Source organism: Xanthomonas sp. NCPPB 3570 (assembly GCF_056725115.1).
In genome coordinates this window covers 2,141,611-2,163,010 of sequence record NZ_CM161513.1, presented here as the reverse complement: position 1 = coordinate 2,163,010, position 21,400 = coordinate 2,141,611, and the positions used below count along the sequence as shown (strand labels likewise).

Here is a 21,400-nt window from a genome sequence, read left to right as displayed (position 1 = left end):
CGCACCGGCGCGCCCTGGGCGGATCAGCGCACCTCGAACTCGCCGACCAGCACCGTCTCCTTGCGCTCGGTCAGGCGCAGCGTCACCTGCTGGTCGCGTTGCGCCGCCGTGCCCCAGCCCGTGCTCAGCTGCAGGTGCAAGGTGGTCGCGCCGGTGACCAGGGGCTGGCGCTCGCCGAAGAAGTTCGCTTCCACCTTGTACTTGCCGGGCTTGGCGGTGCGCAGCGAGAACTCCTCCGGCCCGTAGCCGCCGGTGAAATCCGGCGACAGCTGACCGCCCTGGTAGGTCGCGCGGTTGCCGTAATAGCAGCGCTCGCCGTTGGGGTCGGTCACCCACAGGTCCATGTCGCTGTTGTCGCTGTCCCAGTTGAGCACCACGCGCAGGTCCAGCGGCAGGTTGCGCAGCAGCCGCGGATCGATGAAGCCGGTGTCCAGCGGCCGCGGCGCCCGCGCCACGATCGCGTTCAGTTCGTTGAGCGCGATCATGCTCACCCCGTCGAAGCGCGTGTCCCAGTCGCGCACCACCACCTGGTACAGCTGCGCGATCGCCGCCTGCGCGTCGCCGCGCGCGGCATAGGCCAGGCCCAAGTCGCGGAAACTCTGCGGCTCCTCCTCGCCCAGCCGCAGCACCTGCTCGAACACCGGCACCGCCAGATCGGCGCGACCGGCCTGCAGCAGCCGGTAGCCGAGCACGCGTAGCACGTGGCGATTTTCCAGTTGCAGCTCGGCCAGGTTGGACAGCACCCGCAGGGCCAGGTCGCGCTGGCCACGCGCGAACAGCACGTCGGCCACATCCAGGTAGAACGCGACGCTGTCGGCGTGCGCGGCGCGTTCGCTCAGGTACAGCGGATACACCGCGTCCGCGGCGGCCGCATGCAGGCGCCGCGCATACGGCGAATCCGGCTGCCAGGGCTGCAGGGTCAGGGAGATGGTGGCCGCAGACGCCACGCGCTTGCGCGCCGCCGCCGACGCGGCAGCGTCGCCGGGCGCAGCGGACGAACCACCGACGATATTCAGTTCCAGCGGAGCGGATGCAGGTGCGGCCGCGGGCATCGGCGCAGGCGTTGCAAGGGCCATGGGCGGCGGCGCACCGGACGTGGCCTGCATCCGCTGGTCGGCATCTTCAGCAGTGGCAATGGCCGTTGGCGGCGCGTTCTTGGGAAAGCGCCGCTGCCACCAGGCGATGCGTTGCGCGAACGCCTCGGCGATCTCGTCGATGCGTCGCTCGCGCGTCTGGCCCTGCATCTTCTGCTGCCGCACCTGCGCAGCCGCTACCGCCGCGCGCAGCGCCGGGGGTGCCGGGATTCCGTAGCGGACGTAGTCGTCGACGTTCTCCAGCACCAGCAGCGAGGTGTCGGCGCTGACCAGGCCGAAGCGTGTGGCGAGTGCCTGGCGGCGCGCGGCCGCACCCAGCGGATCGGCAGAGAGGCTGCGTAGCATGGCGCGCGCCCATGCGTCCGGGATCAGGTCGCCGGGAACGTCATCCGCCGCGCGCAGCGGCAGGTGCAGGTGCCGCGTGCTGGCGGCCGTGGCGATCTCCAGGTGCAGGCTCGCATCGGACCCGAGCAGGCGTCCGGCGACGCGCAGGTAGCCATCGTCGGCGTCGCGCGCGTCGGCGACCAAATCGGCGACCTTGGTGCCGTCCATCGCGACCAGTTCGCCGCCACGCTGCAACAAGCGTTCGCTGGCAACCTGGACGCCCTGCAGTCCGTCCAGCGCGATCGCGCGTCCGCCGCGTGCTTCCGCGATCGCCGCCAGGCGCGCGGCATCGGCGTGCACACCGGCCGAGTTAATCGAATACAGGCGCTGTGTCGGCGCCAGCGCCGGCATGGCCTGCGCGCCGTAATTGCCCAGGCCATCGCTGAACAGCAGATACTCCTGCACGTGGGGCGCAGCTTGCCAGGACCCAAGGGCGCTGGCGCCGTCGGGCTGCTCGGCCTGCAACGCCGCCTTCAGGGCGCTCCAGTCGCCATTGCGCACGTGGAACCTGCGCGGCGCCGAGGCGCGGTCGCGCAACACGATCAGATCGACCTGGGCCGTGTCGACCGCGGCGAAATAGCGTTGCAGCAAGGCCAGTTCGGCGGGGATGTCGCGCTGCCGCGCCGATCCGGACGCATCCCACAGCAGGCCGATGCGCTGCGGCAGCGGACGTGGGCCATGAAGGTCGGCGATCGGCACCAGCGCCTGGAAGTAGCGCTGGCCATCGTGGATACCGGTCGCCACGCGCGGTGTGGCGCCCGCGCGCAGCGACAGCACCAGCTCCGGCGGCAACTGCGACGGGCTGCCCGACCAGGACGCGGCGTAGCCGCCGTCCGCCGTCGGCAGCAGACGCATGCCGGACGCCACCACGGCACGCTCGGCGGGTGCGGCCTGCGTGCTCAGCGCTACCTGCAGCGACCGCGCGCTGGCCGCATACGCCAATGGCAAGCGCCATTGCCAGCCGGCGGCGGTGCGCTGTAGCGATTCGCGATAGACCAGGCGCACATGTCGGCTGCCATGTGCCGGCAGCGGGTAGACGCGCAGCCGGAACTGGTTGCCGGCGGTCTGCTCGAGCAGGCCCGGATCCACGCCGCGCCGCTCGACCGCCTCGAACACTTGCCGCCCGCGCGCCTTGGGCACCGGCACCGCGTCGCGCATCTGCCCGTCGATGTCCAGGGCGAAACCGCTGAGCTGCTGCCCGTCGCGCAGCGGAAACGTCAGTTGCCCTTCCAGCACGCGCGCGTTGGGATTGAAGAACTCCAGTTCGACCGTGGTCTCGGCCAGGCCGGCGGCGGCCTGCGCACGCACTGCCGCCGAGCGCAGCTCGACCGGACGTTCGCCGGCGTCGGTGTGCAGCAACGGCGCCACCAACTGCCGCTGCGGCGCAGGCTGCGCCCCGGCCGGGCCCGTGGCGAGGAACGACAACAAAAGCAACAACACGCAAACATTCCTACGCATGGTGGACGGCATGGATCGCTCCTTGATGGGACGGTATGGCTTGAACGTCCGCCGCGGCGCGATGGGGTTGCTTGTGTGCATCCAGACCTCAGGCGACGCGTAGCCCCTCCCCCATCGGAAGAGGGGTCAGGGATGACGGTGCGGCGCAAGGCGCGGCACTTCGGCGATGCGAGGCTTTGCCCGTACCCTCATCCGCCCCTACGGGGCACCTTCTCCCGGTGGGAGAAGGGAAAAGCCAAAGCCCCTCTCCCATCGGGAGAGGGGTTGGGGTGAGGGTGCGGCACCACCTGCAGCGTCAGACCGCCAACTGCTCAGCCATCCAACGGCAAACAGTGCTCCACCACCAATTGCACCGCATCGCCGCCGCGGTAGTCGTCGGCAACCAGCCGATAGGCGATGTGCACGCGGCGGCCGGGTTCGCGGCCGTGCCAGCCGTTGAAGTGGATCGCGTTCAAGGGCACGGCGCGGCCAGGGCAGCGCAGGCTCAGCTTGAGGTGGCGCTCCTTCAGTACGCGCCACTGCAGCACCTCGAATTCGCCATCGAACAGTGGCTCCGGAAAGCCCTGCCCCCAAGGCCCGCCCTGGCGCAGCGCCTCGGCATGGCGGTGGTCGAGCTCGTGCGGCTCCAGCGCGCCGTCGCTGAGCAATTCGGCCTGCAGCAGTTCCGCGTCCAGGCTGGCCAACGCATGGTTGCGGAATACCTGCTCGAATTCGGCCAGCGCGTCCTGCGGCAGGCTCAGGCCCGCGGCCATGGCGTGGCCGCCGAACTTCTCCATCAGGCCCGGCCGCTGCGCCTCCACCGCCGCCATCGCGTCGCGGATGTGGAAGCCGGGAATCGAGCGCGCCGAGCCGCGCAACTGGGTGCTGCCCGGTTCGGCCGGGGCGAAGGCGATCACCGGCCGGTGCAGGCGGTCCTTCATCTTCGAGGCGACCAGGCCGATCACGCCGGGATGCCACTGCGCATCGAACAGGCATACCGCCACCGGCGGCTGCTCGGGTGCGGCCAGCAGCGCCTTGGCCACCACTGCCTCGGCCTCGTCGGTCATCTGCTGCTGCACCGCGCGGCGCTCGGCGTTGATCTCCTCCAGCGTCGCGGCGATCGCGCGTGCCTGCTGTGGGTCCTCGCACAGCAACAACTCGATGCCCAGGGCCATGTCCTCAAGCCGGCCGGCGGCGTTGAGCCGCGGCGCCAGGGCGAAGCCGATGTCGCTGGCGCTGAGCCGTGCCGGGTCGCGGCCGCTGGCTTCAATCAACGCGCGCAGGCCGATGCAACCTTCGCCGCGCTGCAGGCGGCGCAGGCCGGCCGAGACCAGCGCGCGGTTGTTCGGATCCAGCGGCACCAGGTCGGCGACGGTGCCCACCGCGACCAGATCCAGCAGCACGCCCAGGTCCGGCGGCGCGGCGGCGAACGCACCGCGCGCGCGCAGGTACCGGCGCAGCGCCAGCAGCACGTAGAAGATCACCCCGACGCCGGCCAGCATCTTGCTCGGGAAGGCGTCGCCCGCGAGGTTCGGATCGACGATGGCATCGGCCGGCGGCAAGGCCGGACCCGGTAGGTGGTGGTCGGTGACCAGCACCTGCCAGCCCAGCGCCTTGGCTGCGGCAACGCCGGCATGGCAGGCGATGCCGTGGTCCACCGTCACCAGCAGGTCTGGCTGCAACGGCGCCAGTTCGGCCACCAGCGCCGGCGACAACCCATAGCCATGGACCATGCGGTTGGGCACCGCGTGCAGCACCTGCGCGGCGCCAAGCAGGCGCAGCCCGCGCACCGCCACCGCGCAGGCGGTGGCGCCGTCGCAATCGAAATCGCCGACCACCAGGATGCGCTTGCCCGCCGCGATGGCCTCGGCCAGCAACGCCACCGCGGCGTCGATGCCGCTCAGCGCATCGGGCGGCAGCAGTTGCGCCAGCTTGGGCTGCGCCAGGCCGCTGTCGTGGGCGCCGCGCGCGGCATAGATGCGCCGCAGCAGCGGCAAGGTGGCCTCGTGCCACGGGCCGGCCGCGGCCGCCGCGGGCCGCCGCACGATGCGCGCGCTGGAACTCATGCGTCCAGGCGCGACAGCGGCCGCCGCCACAGGCGCCAGCGTTGCGCGGGGGCGATGCGGAAACAGGTGCCGTCCTCGAAATCCAATTGCAGCTGCTGCAGTTCGCCGTCGCGCAGCGCCTGCAGCAGCGGCTGTACCACCTCGCCGACGAACTGCTCGGGCGCACGCAGCTGGCGCAGGTCGACCAGCGCATCGACCCGCGGCGCCTGTGCGTCGGCGACGCCGGCGGCCTGGGCGAGCGCGCGCAACAGCGGATCGCGGCTGCGCACCTGCGCATGCGCGGTGCCGACCGTGGCCGGCAGGCGGCCGCCGCCCCAGAACCACAGCGAATTGATCGCCGGCTGCCCGCGGGCGACGCGTTCGCGGTTCCACGGATGCTGATGCAGCACGATCTGCGCCTCGGTCAGCAACGCACGCCAGCGGCGCGCGTCCTCGCCCTGCGGCAGGTGATCGAACAGGTCCGCCCCGAGCACCTGCGCCGGCGCCGCGAACACCGGCAGCGCGCTGTCGGCCGGCAGGCGCAGGTACCAGCGGGTCGGATCGGGCGCATCCAGGGTCAGCCCGCTCTCGGCGAACAGGGCCTGCACCGCCGGCAACAGCGCGTCCAGGTCCACCGCGTCGAGCGGCAGCATGTCGCCATGCGCCATCAGTCGCGCGCCCTGCATGTCCGGCACCACGTAGGCGGGATCGGCGCGCAGCCACAGGCCGTCGCCGGCATCGCCGGCGTCCAGTTGCCGGGTCAACGCCGCCGCCGGCAGCGATGCTGCTGCCAACGCGAAATGGCGGCGCAACTGCGCCTCGCCGCCCGGCGCGGCCTGCGTGCGGTCGGCGCGGCCGAACGCGCGCGCCACCTCGCCGGCCAGCACGGCGCCGGCCAGGCGGACCCGCTCGGGCAACAGCAAGGTGGCAACCGCCATCGGATCAGCCGACGTAGGCGACGCTGACGATCTCGTACTCGCGGCGACCGGCGGGGGCGTCGATGCTGACGCTGTCGCCTTCCATCTTGCCGATCAGCGCGCGCGCCAGCGGCGAGGAGATCGCGATCAGGCCGAGCTTGATGTCCGCTTCCAGGTCGCCGACCAACTGGTAGCGCTTCTCCTCGTCGGTCTCGACGTCGGCCAGGGTCACGGTGGCGCCGAACACCACCTTGCTGCCGACCGCCAGCTTGCTGACGTCGATGACCTCGGCGTGCGACAGCTCGCTTTCCAGCTGCTTGATGCGGCCTTCGATGAAGCCCTGCTGCTCGCGCGCGGCGTGGTACTCGGCGTTCTCCTTCAGGTCGCCGTGCGCACGCGCCTCGGCGATCGCGGTGATGACCTCGGGACGCTTGACCGACTTCAGGTGATCCAGTTCCTCGCGCAACCGCTGCGCGCCTTGCATGGTGATCGGGGCTCTCACGCTTCCAGCTCCTTGTGCAGTTCCTGCAGCGCCCAGACCGGACCGGTGCCGCGGAATTCCAGTGAATGCACCAGCGCACGCGCGCCGGCGACCGTGGTCGAATAGGTGACGCGATGCTGCAGGGCTTCGCGGCGGATCGAGAACGAGTCGGAGATCGCCGCCCGGCCCTCGGTGGTGTTGACGATATACACGATTTCGCCGTTCTTGATCAGATCGACGATGTGCGGGCGGCCCTCGGCGACCTTGTTGACCTGCTCGCACTGCAGGCCGTGCTGCTGCAGCCAGGCACAGGTGCCGCGAGTGGCGACCAGGGTGTAGCCGCGCTCGACCAGCGCCTGCGCCACCGGCAGCACGCGCTGCTTGTCCGGATCGCGCACCGACACGAAGGCCTTGCCCAGCGGCGGCGCCTTGATGCCGCCGGCTTCCTGCGCACGCGCGAACGCCGCGCCGAAGCTGCGACCCACGCCCATCACCTCGCCGGTGGAACGCATCTCCGGGCCGAGGATCGGATCGACGCCCTGGAACTTGGCGAACGGGAAGATCGCTTCCTTCACCGAGTAGTAGTCGGGCACGATCTCCTTCAGCGCGCCCTGCTCGGCCAGGGTCTTGCCGGCCATGCAGCGCGCGGCGATCTTGGCCAGCGGCACGCCGATCGCCTTGGACACGAACGGCACGGTGCGCGAGGCGCGCGGGTTCACTTCCAGCAGGTAGACGATGTCGTCGCCGGCATCGTTCACCTGCACCGCGAACTGGGTGTTCATCAGCCCGACCACGTTCAGCGCCTTGGCCAGTTCGACCACCTGGCGGCGCAGCTCGGTCTGGGTGGCCGGCGACAGCGAGTACGGCGGCAGCGAGCAGGACGAATCGCCCGAATGCACGCCGGCTTCCTCGATATGCTCCATCACGCCGCCGATCAGCACCTGGCCGCTGTGGTCGGCGATGATGTCCACGTCCACTTCCACCGCGTTGTCGAGGAAGCGGTCCAGCAGCACCGGCGAATCGTTGGAGACCTTGACCGCATCGCGCACGTAACGCGCCAGGTCGGATTCGCCATAGACGATCTCCATGGCGCGGCCGCCGAGCACGTAACTCGGGCGCACCACCAGCGGGTAGCCGATCTCGCGCGCCAGCACCAGCGCTTCCTCGGCGTTGCGGGCGATGCGGTTCGGCGGCTGCTTCAGGCCCAGCTTGTCGACCAGCTGCTGGAAGCGCTCGCGGTCCTCGGCCAGGTCGATCGAGTCCGGCGAGGTGCCGATCACCGGCACGCCGTTGGCTTCCAGCGCGCGCGCCAGCTTCAGCGGGGTCTGCCCGCCGTACTGCACGATCACGCCCTTGGGCTGCTCCAGCTCGACGATCTCCAGCACGTCTTCCAGGGTCAGCGGTTCGAAGTACAGCCGATCGGAGGTGTCGTAGTCGGTGGACACGGTCTCCGGATTGCAGTTGACCATGATGGTCTCGTAGCCGTCCTCGCGCAGCGCCAGCGCCGCGTGCACGCAGCAGTAGTCGAACTCGATGCCCTGGCCGATGCGGTTGGGACCGCCGCCGAGGATCATGATCTTGTCGCGGTTGCTGGGCGCGGCCTCGCACTCGTCCTCGTAGGTCGAGTACAGATAGGCGGTGCTGGTGGCGAATTCCGCCGCGCACGAGTCCACCCGCTTGTACACCGGGCGCACCTTGTGCGCGCGGCGCAGCGCACGCACCGCCGCCTCGTTGGTGCCGGTCAGCTGCGCCAGGCGCGCATCGGAGAAACCGGCGCGCTTGAGCGTGCGCAGACGCTTGGCGTCCAGCGCGCCGAGGCCGTCGGCGGCCAGTTGCGCTTCCTGCGCGATCAGGTCTTCCATCTGGTCGAGGAACCAAGGATCGATGAACGACAACGCGTGGACCTGCTCCACGCTCATGCCGGCGCGGAAGGCGTCGGCGACATAGAACAGGCGCTCCGGACCGGGCGCCTTCAGCTCGCGCTTGAGCGTGGCCAGGTCGTCTTCGCTGCTCAGGTCCAGGCCGGTCGGGTCCAGCCCGATCTTGCCGGTCTCCAGGCCGCGCAGCGCCTTCTGCAGCGATTCGGAGAAGGTGCGGCCCATCGCCATCACCTCGCCCACCGACTTCATCTGCGTGGTCAGGCGCGCGTCGGCCTGCGGGAACTTCTCGAAGGCGAAGCGCGGGATCTTGGTGACCACGTAGTCGATCGACGGCTCGAACGAGGCCGGGGTCAGCCCGCCGGTGATCTCGTTCTTCAGTTCGTCCAGGGTGTAGCCCACCGCCAGCTTGGCCGCGACCTTGGCGATCGGGAAGCCGGTGGCCTTAGAGGCCAGCGCCGAGGAGCGCGACACGCGCGGGTTCATCTCGATCACCACCACGCGACCGGTCTGCGCATTGATGCCGAACTGCACATTGGAACCGCCGGTGTCCACGCCGATCTTGCGCAGCACCGCGATCGATGCATCGCGCAGGCGTTGGTATTCCTTGTCGGTCAGGGTCTGCGCCGGGGCCACGGTGATCGAGTCGCCGGTGTGCACGCCCATCGGGTCCAGGTTCTCGATCGAGCAGACGATGATGCAGTTGTCCGCGGTGTCGCGGACCACTTCCATCTCGAACTCCTTCCAGCCCAGCACCGACTCTTCGACCAGCACTTCGCTGGTCGGCGACAGTTCCAGGCCGCGGCCGACGATCTCGATCAGCTCTTCGCGGTTGTAGGCGATGCCGCCGCCGCTGCCGCCGAGGGTGAAGCTGGGGCGGATGATGGTCGGGTAGCCGACCGTGGCCTGGATCTCCAGCGCCTCTTCCAGGGTGTGCGCCACCGCCGCCTTGGGGCATTCCAGGCCGATCTCGCCCATCGCCACGCGGAACAGCTCTCGGTCCTCGGCCATACGGATGGCCTCGCGCTTGGCGCCGATCAGTTCGACGCCGTACTTCTCCAGCACGCCGTGGTCGGCCAGATCCAGCGCGCAGTTCAGCGCGGTCTGCCCACCCATCGTCGGCAGCAGCGCATCGGGCTTTTCCTTGGCGATGATCTTCTCGACCGTCTGCCAGTTGATCGGCTCGATGTACACGGCATCGGCCATGTTCGGGTCGGTCATGATCGTGGCCGGGTTGCTGTTGACCAGCACCACGCGGTAGCCCTCGTCGCGCAGCGCCTTGCACGCCTGCGCGCCGGAGTAGTCGAACTCGCAGGCCTGGCCGATGACGATCGGGCCGGCGCCGATGATGAGGATGGTTTGGAGGTCGGTGCGCTTGGGCATGGGGGATTCTCAGTAGAGGCGGTCCTGCCACGCCGCAGGGGCGCGCCAGGTGATCTGATCGGGCGAACGCGCATCGATCGCGCCATGGTCGACCGCGGCGCGAACCTCGCGCTGCATCGCGGCCCAACTGCTGGCGGTGGCGCCGATGCGCGCGCCGATCCGGTTGTTGTGGGCGTCCATCGCCCGGCTGGCGTTGCCGTGACCGTCGCGCTCCATGACCGCCGTGACCCAGTCCACGCAGCGTGGCGACAGGGTGTAGGCGACCACGGCGCTGGCCAGGCTGTGGCGGTACGCATCGGCAGGGCCGTCGCGTCCGCCCGGCAGGCCGGCGCTGAGCCATTGCGGATACACCGCGCCCAGCACGAAGGCCGGATACGCGGCCAGCACCAGCAACGCCGTGGCCGGCCACCGCCAGCGGCGGGTCGGCGACGGCATGGCCGGCGCGGCGGCCATCAGGCGGCGGCCGCCATCAGCGCGGTGAAGCGATCGAACAGCGGCGCCACGTCGCGCGGGCCCGGCGAGGCTTCCGGATGGCCCTGGAAGCTGAAGGCCGGCGCGTCGGTGAGCGCGATGCCCTGGTTGCTGCCGTCGAACAGCGAGCGATGGGTGACGCGCACGTTGGCCGGCAGCGTCGCCTCGTCCACCGCGAAACCATGGTTCTGCGAGGTGATCATCACCCGGCCGCTGTCCAGGTCCTGCACCGGGTGGTTGGCGCCGTGGTGGCCGTGGCCCATCTTCAGGGTCTGCGCGCCGGCGGCCAGCGCCAGCAGCTGGTGGCCCAGGCAGATACCGAAGGTCGGGATCTTGCGCGCCAGCAGTTCCTTGATCGCGGCGATCGCGTAGTCGCACGGCGCCGGGTCGCCGGGGCCGTTGGACAGGAACACGCCGTGCGGGTTCATCGCCAGCACCTCGGCGACCGGCGTCTGCGCCGGCACCACGGTCACCTCGCAGCCGCGCTCGGCGAGCATGCGCAGGATGTTGAGCTTGACCCCGTAGTCGTAGGCGACGACCTTGAACCTGGGCTCGGCGGTCACGAAGGTGTTGCTGTCCAGGTCGAGCTGGCCGTCGCGCCAGGAATAGGCCTTGTCGGTGGAGACCACCTTGGCCAGGTCCATGCCCTTGAGCCCCGGGAACTTGCGCGCCGCGTCCAGCGCGGTGTCCACGTTCACCTCGCCGGCCATCAACGCGCCGTTCTGCGAGCCCTTCTCGCGCAGGATGCGGGTCAGCTTGCGGGTGTCGATACCGGCGATGGCGACCACGCCGCGCTGGATCAGCCAGTCCGGCAGCGCCACCTGGTTGCGCCAGTTGCTGGGACGGCGCGGCACGTCGCGCACGATCAGGCCGGCCGACCAGACCTGGGCGGCCTCGTCGTCCTGGTCGGTGCAGCCGGTGTTGCCGATATGCGGATAGGTCAGCGTGACCAGTTGGCGGGCGTAGGAGGGATCGGTGAGGATCTCCTGGTAGCCGGTCATGGCGGTGTTGAACACCACTTCGCCGACGGACAGGCCGGCAGCGCCTACGGATTCGCCCTCGAACACGGTGCCGTCTTCAAGGACAAGGATTGCGGGTTGAGTCACGGGGTTCGCCTTGGGGAGAGAGGAACCCTGCCCCACCAACTTGCAGGCTGCAAGAAACCGCGAACTCGGCGCTTCTCCGGGTCCGTGGCGATGGGTAACAGGCGAGCGAGAATTGTACCGGCGCGGGGCGGTCCGCGCCAGCCGTTTGGGTGAAGCGCCTGTTCAGCCGAGCAGATCGCGCAGCCGGTAGGCCCCGGGCGCACGCCCCGGCAGGCGCGCGGCGGCATGCAGCGCGCCGCGGGCGAAGATGTCGCGGTTGCTGGCGCGGTGCACCAGTTCGACCCGCTCGCCGAGCCCGGCGAACTGCACCAGATGCTCGCCGACGATGTCGCCGGCGCGCAGGCTGGCGTAGCGCGCGGTCGCGCCGCCGTGCGCGGCTGCGTCGCCGAGGGTGAGCGCGGTGCCGGAGGGCGCGTCCTGCTTGTGCACGTGGTGGGATTCGACGATGTCGCAATCCCAGCCCGGCAGCGCCGCGGCGGCGCGCTCGACCAGGTCGTGCAGCACCGCCACGCCCAGGCTGAAGTTCGACGCCCAGATCAAGGGGATGCGCTCGGTGGCGGCGGCCAGCGCCTGCCGCTGCGCGTCTTCCAGCCCGGTGGTGCCGGACACCAGCGCCGCGCCGCGCGCCGTGCACAGGGCCAGCACCGGGTCGAAGCCCTGCGGCAGGCTGAAGTCGATCGCCACGTCGAAGGCCGGCACGCCGCCCAGTTCGGCCGCGGCGAAGTACGGCACGCCGTCGATCACCCGCTGCGCCGGCGCGCGCCGCACCACCGCGGCCACCACCTGCAGCGCCGGGTCCTGCGCGGCCAGCCGCAACAACGCCTGGCCCATCCGGCCCGACGCACCATGGATCAACACACGCAGCGGAGAAGTCGTCATCGGCACAAGGCTAGCGGTTTGCGCGCGGGTGCGACAGAGGGCGTGTGCCGCGGATGGCAGGCGGCGGGCGCCGAAGCGTCCCCGGGTCGTCGATGAAAGAGGTGAAGCGTGCCCGCGTGGACAGTGTTCGGTGCCGGCGAGCGCCGCGCTTCGTTCGTCGCGGCTCAAGCCGCTCCTACAGACCATCAACGGCGTCGCTTGCCGGGACGTGTGTGGGAGGGGCTCCAGCTCCGACGCGGTGCCGCCCAATCACGCCACACACGACGACTGACACAACGGCGCCTTGCTGCCCTACTCCGGCGCCTGCCCCAACAAGCGCTTGTCCCAGTCCTCCACCGCACGCTGCGCCAGGCGCCGCTCGAACAGGGTGCGCCAGTTCGGCACCAGCGGCAGCGCCAGCACGTCCTGCAGTTGCGCCGGGTCGATCTCGCGCCGGTACAGCAGGCCGACCAGCCGCGCCAGTGGCCAATGCGGATACGGACGCTCCAGCAACTCCAGGCGATCGCCGGCGGCGACCTCGCCCGGTTGCAGCACGCGGTAGTACCAGCCGGTGCGGCCGCTGTCCTGCACGCGCCGCGCCAGCGCCGGCACGCCGAAGCGGTCGGACAGCTTCCAGCACGGCTGCCGCGACTGCGAGACCTCGACCAACGCGGTCCCGAGGCGCAGACGATCGCCCAGGCACAGGTCGGCTTCGGTCACCCCGCAACTGCTGAGGTTCTCGCCGAACGCACCCGGCGCGTCCAGCAAGGCATGCGCGCCCAGTTCCTCGCGCCAGGCCGGGTAATGGTCGCGCGGGTAATGGTGCAAGGCCTTGTCGGGGCCGCCATGCACGCGGCGGTCGCCCTGCTCGTCCAGCTCCAGCCCTTCCGGGCCGATGCGCAGGCGTCCGGCCTGCGGCCGCTTGTCGATCGCGCTGCGGCTGCCCGGGCGGGTGAACGCCTGCGCGCGGCCGACCAGGACCGCATCGATGGTCCACGAGGCGACCGCGGAATCGGACGACGTCATCGACAGACGCAGCGCCGGGCTCAGGCCGTCGCGCGTCGGTGCGCGGCGACCTCGTCCTGCAACAGCGCGCCGAGGATGCGCACGCCGGTCTCGATGCGCTCGGCCGGCACGGTCACGAACGACAGCCGCAAGGTATTGCGCTGCGGCGCGACCGCGAAGAACGGCGCGCCCGGCACGAACGCCACGTTGCGCTCGATCGCCTTGCTCAGCAGCGCGCCGCCGTCCATGCCCTCCGGCAGCTCGACCCAGATGAACATGCCGCCGGCCGGGCGGTTCCAGCGCACCTGCGCCGGAAAATACTTGGTCAGCGCCGCGAGCATCTGCTCGCAGCGGCTGGCGTACAGCGTGCGGATGCCGGGGATATGCGCATCCAGGAAGCCGTCCTGCACCGCCTCGTACACGATGCGCTGACTGAACGAGGGCGTGTGCAGATCGGCCGCCTGCTTGGCCTGCACCAGCTTGGCATGCACGGCCTCCGGCGCGACCACATAGCCCAGGCGCAGGCCCGGCGCGAACACCTTGGAGAACGAGCCCATGTAGATGGCGCCGTCCGGGTTCATCGACAGCAGGCTCGGCAGCGTGTCGCCGCTGTAGCACAGTTCGCCGTACGGATCGTCCTCGACGATCGGCACGCCGGCTGCGGCCGCACGCGCCACCAATGCCTGGCGCCGGTGCAGCGGCAGGCGCCGCCCGGTCGGATTCTGGAAGTTCGGCAGCACGTACATGAAGCGCGCGCCGGCCAGTTGCGCATCGTCCAGCGCGTCCACCACCACGCCGTCGTCGTCCGACTGCATCGCCGCGAATGCCGGCTGGAACAGCGAGAACGCCTGCAGCGCGCCGAGATAGCTGGGCGTTTCCACCAGCACCTTGCTGCCTTCGTCGATGAACACCTTGCCGAGCAGGTCCAGGCCCTGCTGCGACCCGGTGGTGATCAGCACCTGACCGGGCCGGATGTCGGCGCCGTCGCGGCTCAGCCGTGCCGCCACCCATTCGCGCAGCGGCAGATAGCCTTCGGTCGGGCCGTACTGCAGCGCCGCCTGCGGCGCATCGCGCAGCACCTTGTCGCAAGCCTCGCGCATGCGCGCGACCGGGAAGGTATCCGGCGACGGCAGGCCGCCGGCGAAGGAGATCACTTCAGGACGTTCGGTGACCTTGAGGATTTCGCGGATCGCCGAACTGGTCAGCGCCTGCGCACGGCGGGAGAACTGGAATGGGCTGGTCATCGGCATAGGATAGTCGCCGCCCTCGCCGCGCGCATGTGCGGCGCACAAGCGCGCCCCGGCCGGCGACGCGTGGCGCGGCTCAGTGCCGCCGCGGCGGCGTCGGCCCGCAGCTGTCGCACCCGCCGCAGGCGCCAGCACCGGCGCTGGCTGGCGGTGCGATGCGCCGCCCCAGCGCCTGCAGCCAGGCCGCCCGACCGGGCTTGAGCAGGCGTAGTGCGAGTGCGCCGCGCAGCTTGCGCGCGGTGCCGGGGAATTGCTTCTTCAACACCACCCAGGCGCTGACCAGTACCGCCAGCGCGATCACCAGGTACTGCAGCAGCAGCGAGGCGCTCATCTCAGCCGGCTCCCAGCGCCACCGCGACCTGGTAGGTGACCAGCGAGGCCAGGTATGCCAGCGCGAACAGGTAGAACGCGGCGAAGCTCATCTGCTTCCACGAGTTGGTCTCGCGCTTGATCGTGGCCAGGGTGGAAATGCACATCGGCGCGTAGATGTACCAGACCAGCAGCGACAGCGCGGTGGCCAGCGACCAGCCGTCGTGGATCAGCGGCGACAACGCCTGCGCGGCGGCATCGTCGTCGGCCGCCGACAGCGCGTACACCGTCGCCAGCGACGACACCGCCACCTCGCGCGCGGCCAGGCCGGGGATCAGCGCGATGCATATCTGCCAGTTGAAGCCCAGCGGCGAAAACACCGTGGTCATGGCGTGGCCGATGCGGCCGGCGAAGCTGTAGTCGATCGCCGGCAGGGTGGCGTCGGCCGGTGCCGCCGGGAACGACAGCAGGAACCACAGCAGAATGGTCAGCGCCAGGATAATGCCGCCGACGCGCTTGAGGAAGATCGCCGCGCGCTCCCACAGGCCCAGCGCCAGGTCGCGCAGATGCGGCACGCGGTAGGACGGCAGTTCCAGCAGCAGCGGGTGCTCGCCCTTGTCGCGGCGCCACTTCTTCATCGTCCACGACACCATCAGCGCGCTGGCGATGGCGGCGAAATACAGGCCGAACAGCACCAGCCCCTGCTGGTTGAACACGCCCCACACCTGCCGTTGCGGGATGAACGCGCCGATCAGCAGCGCGTACACCGGCAGGCGTGCCGAACAGGTCATCAGCGGCGCCACCAAAATAGTGGCCAGGCGGTCGCGCGGGTCCTGGATGCTGCGCGTGGACATGATCCCCGGCACCGCACAGGCGAAGCTGGATAGCAGCGGGATGAACGAGCGCCCGGACAGGCCGGCCGCGGCCATCATGCGGTCGAGCAGGAAGGCTGCGCGCGGCAGATAGCCGGATTCCTCAAGCGCCAGGATGAAGGCGAACAGGATCAGGATCTGCGGCAGGAACACCACCACCCCGCCGAGACCGGCGATGATGCCGTCCACCAGCAGACTGTTCAGCGGCCCCTCCGGCAGCGTCCCGCCGATCCAGGCGCCCAGCGCCTTGGTGCCGCCGTCGATCAGGTCCATCAGTGGTGCCGCCCAGGCATACACCGCCTGGAAGATCAGGAACATCACCACCGCCAGGGTCAACAGACCGGCCACCGGATGCAGCAGCCAGCGGTCCAGCGCATCGTCCACCCGCGAGGTCCGCGTCGGCATCGACACCGCCGCCGCCAGGATCGCGCGCACCTGCTGGTGATAGTCGCCCTGCCCCTCGCTCGGCGCCACCGCCGGCGGTAGCGTCGGCGCCAGTGCGTCGAGCCGCTCGACCAAGGCGCGCGCGCCGTTGCGGCGCACCGCCACGGTCTCGATCACCGGCACGCCCAGCGCCTGCTCCAGCGCCTGGCGGTCGATCTGGATGCCGCGGCGCTGCGCCGCGTCGACCATGTTCAGGGCCACCAGCATCGGCTTGCCCAGTTCGCGCAGTTCCAGCGCGAAGCGCAGGTGCAGGCGCAGGTTGGTGGCGTCGACCACGCAGACCAGCACGTCCGGCGCCGGCTCGCCCGGGTAGAAGCCGCGGCACAGGTCGCGGGTGATCGCCTCGTCCAGGCTGGCCGGCTGCAGGCTGTAGGCGCCCGGCAGGTCCAGCACCGCGAACTCGCGCCCGGACGGCGCGCGGAAACGGCCCTCCTTGCGCTCGACGGTGACGCCGGCGTAATTGGCGACCTTCTGCTTGCTGCCGGTCAGCTGATTGAACAGCGCGGTCTTGCCGCAGTTCGGGTTGCCGACCAGAGCCAGGCGCAGCGGCGCGGCCACCGCGCTCACGGGCGCACCTCGTCCAGCGCGCTGACCTGCACCCGCGCCGCCTCGCTGCGGCGCAGCGCGAAGCGCGTATAGCCCACCTGCACCAGCAGCGGTTCGCCGCCGATCGGCCCGCTGGTCAGCACCTGCACCTGCTCGCCGGCGACGAAGCCCAGCTCGCGCAGACGCCGCGCAATGGCATCGTTGGGCTGGCGGTCGTGCACGGATTCCACGAGGGCGCTGCTGCGCAACGGCATGTCGGACAACGTCACAGCACGTTCCGTCGATAAGAATGGTTATCAATTGTAGCATCGCCGCGGCGCGTCATGGCGGCGCTGGCGCGGCCGGCTATGATCGCCGTATGGCTGCCGTTTCCCCTTTGTACGAGCGTGTTCGATGAGCGATGCCCTGTTGTTGCAACGATCCGGCAAGGTCCTGACCCTGCAGTTGAACCGACCCGAGGTCCGCAACGCCTTCGACGCCGTCCTGATCGCCCAGCTCAGCGACGCCCTGCTGCAGATCGGCGCCGATCCGCAGGTGCAGGTCGTGGTGCTGGCCGGCGCCGGCGCGGCGTTCTCGGCTGGGGCCGACCTGCAGTGGATGCGCTCGATGGCAGGCGCCAGCGAGCAGGCGAATCTGGACGACGCGCTGGCCCTGGCGCGGCTGATGCGCCTGCTCGATGAACTGCCCAAGCCCACGGTGGCGCGCGTGCAAGGTGCCGCGTTCGGCGGCGCGGTGGGCCTGGTCGCCTGCTGCGACATCGCCGTGGCCGCCACCGATGCGCGCTTCGCGCTCAGCGAAAGCCGCCTGGGCCTGCTGCCGGCGGTGATCTCGCCGTACGTGATCGCGGCGATCGGTGCGCGCCAGGCGCGGCGCTGGTTCGCCAGCGCGGAAACCTTCGACGCCGCCACCGCGGCGCAGATCGGCCTGGTCCACCAGGCGGTGGCACCGGAGGCGCTGGACGCGGCGGTGCAACGCCAGGTGACCTTGCTCGGCCAGGCCGGGCCGCTGGCTGCCGCCGGCGCCAAGGCGCTGGTGCGGCGGGTCGCGGCCGGCGGCGAGCGCGATGCGCTGGATCAGGCCAATGCGGCGCTGATCGCGCAGTTGCGGGTCTCGACCGAGGGCCAGGAAGGACTGAATGCGTTCCTGGAGAAACGCGAACCGGCCTGGAGGGCCAGCCCATGAACCCGCTCGACCATCTGGGCCTGCGCTGCAGCGACCTCGACCGCAGCCTGGCCTTCTACCGCGCCGCCCTGGCCGCGCTGGACCTGGACGTGGTGATGCAGGTGAGCGCCGAACAGAGCGGCGGCCAGCGCCACGTCGGCTTCGGCCGCGACGGCAAGCCCAGCTTCTGGATCGCCGACGGCGGCCGCGACGCCGGCGACAACGGCGTGCATGTGGCCTTCGTCGCCGCCAGCCGCGCGCAGGTGGACGCGTTCCATCGCGCCGGCCTGGCCACCGGCGGCCGCGACCACGGCGCACCGGGCCTGCGCCCGCACTACCACCCGGACTACTACGGCGCGTTCCTGCTGGATCCGGACGGCCACAACATCGAAGCGGTCTGCCACCGCCCGGCGTCGGCCTGATCCGCGCCGCCGCGGCGCACCCGCGCACCCGCGCACCCGCGCACCCGCGCAAGGTGCCGGCCGTGCCGCCGCAGTGTCATCGCCTCCATCCATCAGGAATTCCCATGCGCCTCGCCATTTCCCGTCTCATGCGCAGCACCCGGCAGACGCCGCGGCGCGCGCACTCCCTCCCGGTGCGGGAGCGTGCGCGATGAACGACAGCGTCCGCATCGTCGAAGTCGGCCCGCGCGACGGCCTGCAGAACGAGAAGGCCTGGGTCGCCACCGCCGACAAGATCGAACTGATCGCACGGCTGGGCCGCACCGGCCTGCGCAGCATCGAGGCGACCAGCTTCGTCAGCCCGAAATGGGTGCCGCAGCTGGCCGATGCAGCCGAGGTCTACGCCGGCATCGCGCAGGTGCCGGGGGTGGACTATCCGGTGCTGGTGCCGAACCTTCAGGGCTACGAACGCGCCGCCGCAGTCGGGGTGCGTGAGGTGGCGGTGTTCACCGCCGCCTCGGAGACCTTCAACCGCACCAACACCAATGCCGGCATCGACGAATCGCTGGCGCGCTTCGCGCCGGTGCTGGAGCGCGCGGCCGCGGACGGGGTGAAGGTGCGCGGCTACGTGTCCACCGTGCTCGGCTGCCCCTACCAGGGCGCGGTGCCGCTGGACGACGTGGTGCGGGTGGCGCAGCGGCTGCACGCGATGGGCTGCTACGAGATCTCGCTGGGCGACACCATCGGCGTGGGCACGCCGGGCAAGGCGCGGGCGATGCTGCGCGCGGTCGCCGCCGCTGTGCCGATGGACGCATTGGCGGTGCATTTCCACGACACCTACGGCCAGGCCCTGGCCAACATCGCCGCCTGTCTGGAAGAAGGCGTGCGCGTGGTCGATGCCGCCGTGTCCGGCGCCGGCGGCTGCCCCTACGCCAAGGGCGCCAGCGGCAACGTGGCCAGCGAGGACGTGGTCTACCTGCTGCACGGCAATGGCGTGGACACCGGCATCGACCTGCCGGCACTGGCCGCGACCGGCCGCTGGCTGGCGCAGAAACTCGGCCGGCCCACCGGCAGCAAGGTCGGCCAGGCGCTGGCCGCCGAGGCCTGAGCCGCGGCAGCGCCGCATCCGGCGACAGGCTTGCGCAGCGCGGGTGGTCTTCGCGTCTCGCCGCAATGGGCGGCAGCCTCTAAACTGGGCGTTTTCCTGGGAGGGAACATTCATGCAGCTTGCCGATCTCAAAGCGGTGGTCACCGGCGGCGTGTCCGGCCTCGGCCTGGCGGTGGCGCAGCGCATCGTCGCCGAAGGCGGCAAGGTGGCGCTGTTCGATCTGAACGACGACAAGGGCGCGGCCGCGGTCGCCGCGCTGGGCGCGGAGCGGGCCTGCTACCTGCGCACCGACGTCAGCGACGAGGCCCAGGTGGCGGCGCAGCTGGCAGCGGCACGTGATTTCCTCGGCGGACTCAATGCCGCGGTCAACTGCGCCGGCATCCTCGGCGCCGGGCGCGTGCTCGGCAAGGAAGCGCCGATGCCGCTGGCCACCTTCCAGGGCACGGTGATGGTCAACCTGGTCGGCAGCTTCAACGTCGCCAAGGCCGCCGCCGACCTGATGCAGCACAACGCCCCGGGCGAGGACGGCGAGCGCGGCGTGATCGTCAACACCGCCAGCGTCGCCGCCTACGAGGGCCAGATCGGCCAGGCCGCCTACGCCGCGTCCAAGGGCGGCGTGGTGGCGATGACCCTGCCGATGGCGCGCGAACTGGCGCGCTTCGGCATCCGCGTCAACACCATCGCCCCGGGCATCTTCTGGACCCCGATGGTCGACGGCATGCCCGAGGCCGTGCAGCAGTCGCTGGCCGCGTCGATCCCGTATCCTTCGCGTCTCGGCCGTCCGGACGAATTCGCCGACACGGTGATGTTCCTGCTGCGCAACCGCTACCTCAACGGCGAAACCATTCGCCTCGATGGCGCGGTGCGGTTGGCGCCGAAGTAGCCGGGAATGGAGAATCGGGAATGGGGAATCGCAAAAGCGCTTCCCTCCCGCCGATCCTTTCCGGCCGCTTGACGCTGTTCCGATTCCCTATTCCCCATTCCCGATTCCCAGCCCTCATGAAAGCCAACGAAATCAAGAAAGGCAACGTCGTCGAGTACAACAACGGCGTGTACCAGATCCGCGACATCGAGCGCAGCTCGCCGCAGGGCCGCGGCGGCAATGTGCGTTTCCGCTTCGTGATGTACAGCGTGCCGGGCGGCAACAAGCTCGATGCCAGCTTCGACGGCGACGACGACCTGCGCGAGGTCGAGCTGATGCGCCGTCAGGCCACCTTCTCCTACAAGGACGGCGAGGCCTTCGTGTTCCTCGACGACGAGGACTACACCCCATACACCCTGGACGCCGATGCGATCGGCACCGACGCCGGCTACATCACCGACGGGCTCAGCGGCATCTACGTACAGGTCATCGACGATCAGCCGGTGGCGATCCAGCTGCCGCAGAGCGTGACCCTGGAAGTGATCGAGACCCCGCCGGAACTCAAGGGCGGCACCGCCACCAAGCGCCCGAAGCCGGCCAAGCTCAATACCGGCATCGAGATCATGGTGCCGGAGTACATCGGCAATGGCGAGCGCGTGCTGGTCAACACCACCACCGGCGAATTCGCCGGCCGCGCCGACTGAGTCCGTGCGCGGGCGCCGAGCCAATCACGCCGCCCGCGCCGGCCGCACCGAGCGCGCGCCACGGCGCGCGTCCCTCGGCCTGCTGCTGGCCCTGCCGGCGCTGGCGCTCGCCGCGCCGGTGCCGCCGGCCACCGCAGCCGCGGCCAAGCCCGCGTGCACGATTCCGGACGCGGTCGATCCCGAGCATTACGACGGGTTCTGCGCGATGCCCGCGCCGATCCGCGCCTTCGTCGCGCGCCAGGACACCTGCACCCATTTCGCCGGCGAAGAGCCCTACGACGCGGCGCGGCGGCGCGAACTGGAACAGGCGATGGCCAAGTACTGCGGCGCAACGAACAGACCTGGGCGACGCTGCGCGCGCAGTACCGCCAGGATCCGCCACGCGACGCCTGGCTGCGCCGCTACGGCGAGGATGTCGGTCTCGAGCTGCCGTGATGACGGCTTGCCGGCCGGCAAGGTGGCGCCCTTGCGGGCATCGGCGTCGGCCCTGAAGGCCGTCGACATCGGCCGGCTTCGCGCCTTCGTTCGTCGCGGCTGAAGCCGCTCCTACAAAACCGAGCGGAGGGGACGCCGCTTTTTTGTGGGAGGGACTTCAGTCCCGACGACTGGAACTATCGGCCTCCTTTCATAACGAAAAGGCTGCGCTGCAACCAGCCGATGCAACACACCCACCGCCGGCCGCGTCGTA

General features: G+C 70.5%; 19 protein-coding genes. 6 read left to right on the top strand and 13 right to left on the bottom strand.

Annotation, left to right across the window (positions count from 1 at the left end; genetic code table 11):
- Positions 1-23: 23 nt before the first annotated feature.
- The 13 genes from AC1PLR_RS09555 to AC1PLR_RS09495 form a co-directional block, all read right to left on the bottom strand.
- On the bottom strand, positions 24-2,936 hold the full coding sequence (locus AC1PLR_RS09555; protein ID WP_481103569.1) for a VIT domain-containing protein: 2,913 nt from the start codon (positions 2,934-2,936) through the stop codon (positions 24-26).
- A 311-nt stretch (positions 2,937-3,247) separates the two neighbouring features.
- Positions 3,248-4,981, bottom strand: a complete 1,734-nt coding sequence (gene recJ / locus AC1PLR_RS09550; protein ID WP_481103385.1) for a single-stranded-DNA-specific exonuclease RecJ — start codon at positions 4,979-4,981, stop codon at positions 3,248-3,250.
- Positions 4,978-5,898 (bottom strand): phosphoglycerate mutase, encoded by a 921-nt coding sequence (locus AC1PLR_RS09545; RefSeq protein ID WP_481098234.1) that lies wholly within the window; start codon positions 5,896-5,898, stop codon positions 4,978-4,980. Before AC1PLR_RS09545 ends, recJ begins: the two co-directional genes overlap by 4 nt.
- 4 nt (positions 5,899-5,902) lie before the next feature.
- Positions 5,903-6,367, bottom strand: a complete 465-nt coding sequence (gene greA / locus AC1PLR_RS09540) for a transcription elongation factor GreA (RefSeq protein ID WP_026143501.1) — start codon at positions 6,365-6,367, stop codon at positions 5,903-5,905.
- An 8-nt stretch (positions 6,368-6,375) separates the two neighbouring features.
- Positions 6,376-9,618, bottom strand: a complete 3,243-nt coding sequence (gene carB / locus AC1PLR_RS09535; RefSeq protein WP_019800831.1) for a carbamoyl-phosphate synthase large subunit — start codon at positions 9,616-9,618, stop codon at positions 6,376-6,378.
- A 9-nt stretch (positions 9,619-9,627) separates the two neighbouring features.
- Positions 9,628-10,071: a DUF6973 domain-containing protein gene (locus AC1PLR_RS09530; RefSeq protein WP_043091930.1), complete on the bottom strand. Its 444-nt coding sequence runs from the start codon at positions 10,069-10,071 to the stop codon at positions 9,628-9,630.
- Complete coding sequence (gene carA, locus AC1PLR_RS09525; RefSeq protein ID WP_481103384.1) at positions 10,071-11,195, bottom strand: glutamine-hydrolyzing carbamoyl-phosphate synthase small subunit; 1,125 nt, start codon at positions 11,193-11,195, stop codon at positions 10,071-10,073. Before carA ends, AC1PLR_RS09530 begins: the two co-directional genes overlap by 1 nt.
- Positions 11,196-11,357: 162 nt before the next feature.
- Complete coding sequence (gene dapB / locus AC1PLR_RS09520) at positions 11,358-12,074, bottom strand: 4-hydroxy-tetrahydrodipicolinate reductase (RefSeq protein WP_481103383.1); 717 nt, start codon at positions 12,072-12,074, stop codon at positions 11,358-11,360.
- A 291-nt stretch (positions 12,075-12,365) separates the two neighbouring features.
- Positions 12,366-13,079 carry an MOSC domain-containing protein gene (locus tag AC1PLR_RS09515; RefSeq protein ID WP_481098236.1) on the bottom strand — a complete coding sequence of 238 codons (714 nt, stop codon included), beginning with the start codon at positions 13,077-13,079 and terminating at the stop codon, positions 12,366-12,368.
- Between the two features lie 20 nt (positions 13,080-13,099).
- Positions 13,100-14,308 (bottom strand): aminotransferase-like domain-containing protein, encoded by a 1,209-nt coding sequence (locus AC1PLR_RS09510; RefSeq protein WP_481103382.1) that lies wholly within the window; start codon positions 14,306-14,308, stop codon positions 13,100-13,102.
- Between the two features lie 73 nt (positions 14,309-14,381).
- Complete coding sequence (locus tag AC1PLR_RS09505; protein ID WP_148828380.1) at positions 14,382-14,636, bottom strand: DUF6587 family protein; 255 nt, start codon at positions 14,634-14,636, stop codon at positions 14,382-14,384.
- 1 nt (position 14,637) lies between these two features.
- Positions 14,638-16,497, bottom strand: a complete 1,860-nt coding sequence (feoB, locus tag AC1PLR_RS09500) for a ferrous iron transporter B (RefSeq protein ID WP_481103381.1) — start codon at positions 16,495-16,497, stop codon at positions 14,638-14,640.
- Positions 16,494-16,745, bottom strand: coding sequence for a FeoA family protein (locus AC1PLR_RS09495; protein WP_010343348.1), 252 nt, complete (start codon positions 16,743-16,745; stop codon positions 16,494-16,496). The genes feoB and AC1PLR_RS09495 overlap by 4 nt, the downstream gene beginning before the upstream one ends.
- Before the next feature lie 124 nt (positions 16,746-16,869).
- On the opposite strand from AC1PLR_RS09495, the gene AC1PLR_RS09490 reads away from it, so the two are divergent.
- From AC1PLR_RS09490 to AC1PLR_RS09465, 6 genes are all read left to right on the top strand, one after another.
- A complete protein-coding gene (locus AC1PLR_RS09490; RefSeq protein WP_481103380.1) occupies positions 16,870-17,658 on the top strand; it encodes an enoyl-CoA hydratase-related protein in 789 nt (262 codons plus the stop codon).
- Positions 17,655-18,059 (top strand): VOC family protein, encoded by a 405-nt coding sequence (locus AC1PLR_RS09485; protein WP_481103379.1) that lies wholly within the window; start codon positions 17,655-17,657, stop codon positions 18,057-18,059. Before AC1PLR_RS09490 ends, AC1PLR_RS09485 begins: the two co-directional genes overlap by 4 nt.
- Positions 18,060-18,249: 190 nt before the next feature.
- Positions 18,250-19,146, top strand: coding sequence for a hydroxymethylglutaryl-CoA lyase (locus AC1PLR_RS09480; protein ID WP_481103378.1), 897 nt, complete (start codon positions 18,250-18,252; stop codon positions 19,144-19,146).
- A gap of 112 nt (positions 19,147-19,258) precedes the next feature.
- The gene (locus tag AC1PLR_RS09475; protein WP_481103377.1) at positions 19,259-20,029 is read left to right on the top strand and encodes an SDR family oxidoreductase; all 771 of its coding nucleotides are present in this window, start codon (positions 19,259-19,261) and stop codon (positions 20,027-20,029) included.
- 116 nt (positions 20,030-20,145) lie between these two features.
- A complete protein-coding gene (yeiP, locus tag AC1PLR_RS09470; protein ID WP_010343353.1) occupies positions 20,146-20,712 on the top strand; it encodes an elongation factor P-like protein YeiP in 567 nt (188 codons plus the stop codon).
- Positions 20,654-21,250: a hypothetical protein gene (locus AC1PLR_RS09465; protein WP_481103376.1), complete on the top strand. Its 597-nt coding sequence runs from the start codon at positions 20,654-20,656 to the stop codon at positions 21,248-21,250. The genes yeiP and AC1PLR_RS09465 overlap by 59 nt, the downstream gene beginning before the upstream one ends.
- The last annotated feature ends 150 nt before the right edge of the window (positions 21,251-21,400 follow it).

Bases quoted from the DNA above. Each gene is read 5' to 3' on its own strand.
- AC1PLR_RS09555 (WP_481103569.1), bottom strand. From the start codon at position 2,936: ATGCGTAGGAATGTTTGCGTGTTGTTGCTTTTGTTGTCGTTCCTCGCC.
- recJ (WP_481103385.1), bottom strand. From the start codon at position 4,981: ATGAGTTCCAGCGCGCGCATCGTGCGGCGGCCCGCGGCGGCCGCGGCC.
- AC1PLR_RS09545 (WP_481098234.1), bottom strand. From the start codon at position 5,898: ATGGCGGTTGCCACCTTGCTGTTGCCCGAGCGGGTCCGCCTGGCCGGC.
- carB (WP_019800831.1), bottom strand. From the start codon at position 9,618: ATGCCCAAGCGCACCGACCTCCAAACCATCCTCATCATCGGCGCCGGC.
- AC1PLR_RS09530 (WP_043091930.1), bottom strand. From the start codon at position 10,071: ATGGCCGCCGCGCCGGCCATGCCGTCGCCGACCCGCCGCTGGCGGTGG.
- dapB (WP_481103383.1), bottom strand. From the start codon at position 12,074: ATGACGACTTCTCCGCTGCGTGTGTTGATCCATGGTGCGTCGGGCCGG.
- AC1PLR_RS09515 (WP_481098236.1), bottom strand. From the start codon at position 13,079: ATGACGTCGTCCGATTCCGCGGTCGCCTCGTGGACCATCGATGCGGTC.
- AC1PLR_RS09510 (WP_481103382.1), bottom strand. From the start codon at position 14,308: ATGCCGATGACCAGCCCATTCCAGTTCTCCCGCCGTGCGCAGGCGCTG.
- AC1PLR_RS09505 (WP_148828380.1), bottom strand. From the start codon at position 14,636: ATGAGCGCCTCGCTGCTGCTGCAGTACCTGGTGATCGCGCTGGCGGTA.
- AC1PLR_RS09490 (WP_481103380.1), top strand. From the start codon at position 16,870: ATGAGCGATGCCCTGTTGTTGCAACGATCCGGCAAGGTCCTGACCCTG.
- AC1PLR_RS09485 (WP_481103379.1), top strand. From the start codon at position 17,655: ATGAACCCGCTCGACCATCTGGGCCTGCGCTGCAGCGACCTCGACCGC.
- AC1PLR_RS09480 (WP_481103378.1), top strand. From the start codon at position 18,250: ATGAACGACAGCGTCCGCATCGTCGAAGTCGGCCCGCGCGACGGCCTG.
- AC1PLR_RS09475 (WP_481103377.1), top strand. From the start codon at position 19,259: ATGCAGCTTGCCGATCTCAAAGCGGTGGTCACCGGCGGCGTGTCCGGC.
- yeiP (WP_010343353.1), top strand. From the start codon at position 20,146: ATGAAAGCCAACGAAATCAAGAAAGGCAACGTCGTCGAGTACAACAAC.
- AC1PLR_RS09465 (WP_481103376.1), top strand. From the start codon at position 20,654: ATGGCGAGCGCGTGCTGGTCAACACCACCACCGGCGAATTCGCCGGCC.